Genomic DNA, 1,011 nt, shown 5'->3' with positions numbered 1-1,011 from the left:
TACTTTCTTTGGATAGTTATTTATCCAATTTTCAATAAATGCGATTTGTTGCGGAGTCGCATTTTTACTTCCCTTCGGCAACCAACGACGGATAAGCCTGTTGTGGTTCTCATTGGTTCCTCTCTCCCAAGACGAATAAGGATGGGCATAATAAAGATGTTCCGGATCAAAAACCTCCGCTAAACGGCTAAATTCTGTGCCATTATCCGCCGTAATCGAATGAATCTGATAATCTTTCAGAATTGTTCTCAAAGCTTGATTCACTGAATCAGCCGACTTGTCAGGAATTATCCGGATGACTTGAGAACGACTCTTTCTATCGGTTAGAGTCAGTAGACACTCGTTTTTAGCTCGTGTCTGAACCACTGTATCAATCTCGTAGTGCCCTGTTTCCAATCGTTGGTTGACAGCTTCTGGTCTCTCCTCAATAGACTTTCCAGCAGGTTTAAAGTTGGGACTCGCTTGCTTCTTCTTAGCTTTCGCTTTACGAGGATAAAGCAAATTAGCCTCGGTCAAACCCAAGTGTCCATGGTGAATCCAGTAATAGATGGTTGCGATGGGGACATTGACCCCCTTTGCCTTTACCATCATTTCAGGAGAGTATTTCTGCTTGATGTAGTGAACAATTTTTTCTTTCAGTTCCATCGTTAGGGAGCACTGCTTCACAGAGTGCTTGCGCTTGTTTATATAAACTTCTTGTGCAAAGTCAGCTGAATAGACCCATTCAAACTTCCCTTTACGTACCTGCTGCCTGACTTGTCCACGTTTCACTTCGTTGTGTATGGTTTGAGGAGCTTTAGCTAATCTTCTAGCGATTTCACGATTGGAATGTCCTTCTTTGAGCCAACGCTCAATATTTCTACGATCAGCTAGTGTTAAATGTTTGTCTTTTGGTGTATAATAGTCTTGCATCTCAGAGTCCTTCTAATTGTTGTTGTGGTGATTACAATTATATCTCTCTGAGATGTTTTTTAATACCCTTGAGTGGCTAACTTCATTTTAGAACTTTCG

The 1,011-nt window shown here is 41.3% G+C and carries 1 protein-coding gene; it reads right to left on the bottom strand.

Annotated elements, in window-relative coordinates:
* The coding region (locus SCRDD08_RS10605; protein WP_061423616.1) for an IS30 family transposase at positions 1–912 on the bottom strand (912 nt) is incomplete at its 3' end.
* Between the last annotated feature and the right edge of the window lie 99 nt (positions 913–1,011).

This window comes from Streptococcus cristatus (assembly GCF_001578775.1).
In the GTDB taxonomy this organism is placed as follows: domain Bacteria; phylum Bacillota; class Bacilli; order Lactobacillales; family Streptococcaceae; genus Streptococcus; species Streptococcus cristatus_A.
This window is presented reverse-complemented; position numbering and strand designations above follow the sequence as displayed.